The organism is Streptomyces viridochromogenes (assembly GCF_001270495.1).
Classification (GTDB): domain Bacteria; phylum Actinomycetota; class Actinomycetes; order Streptomycetales; family Streptomycetaceae; genus Streptomyces; species Streptomyces viridochromogenes_A.
Genome location: NZ_LGUR01000098.1, coordinates 1 through 604 on the forward strand (window position 1 = coordinate 1; position 604 = coordinate 604).

Here is a 604-nt window from a genome sequence, read left to right on the forward strand (position 1 = left end):
CCGCACCCTCGACTTCGAAGAACACTTCAAACGCACCACCGACGGCCGCGGCGTCGACGTCGTCCTCAACTCCCTCGCCGGCGACTACGTCGACGCATCACTCCGACTCCTGCCCCACGGCGGACGGTTCATCGAGATGGGCCGGACCGATGTACGGGCGGCGGCCGAGATCGCCGAGCGGCACCCGGACGTCGCCTACCACCATCTCGTGCTGCACCGGGTGGACGCCGAGCTGGTCCAGCGGATGCTGGGGGAACTGGTCGAGCTGTTCGAGCGGGGCGTACTGACGCTGCCGCCGCTGACCACATGGGATGTGCGTGAGGTGCCCGTCGCCTTCCGGGAGATGAGCCAGGGCAAGCACATCGGCAAGAACGTCGTCGTGTTGCCGCGTGACTTCGAGCCGGACGGCACGGTGCTCATCACGGGTGGCACGGGTTCGCTGGGTCGGCTCGTGGCGCGTCACCTGGTGGAGGAGCGCCAGGTCAAGCACCTGCTACTGGCCGGTCGTCGGGGGCGGGATGCCGAGGGTGCCGCGGAACTGGAAGCCGAGCTCACCGCACTCGGAGCACAGGTCCGGATCGCCGCCTGCGACGCCGCCGACCAC

Annotated in this window: 1 protein-coding gene; it reads left to right on the forward strand. The window is 69.2% G+C overall.

The genetic code is table 11. From position 1 onward, the window contains the following. Window positions 1–604 (forward strand): zinc-binding dehydrogenase (locus ADK36_RS10830; protein WP_048587632.1); only part of this gene is annotated, 604 nt, incomplete at both ends.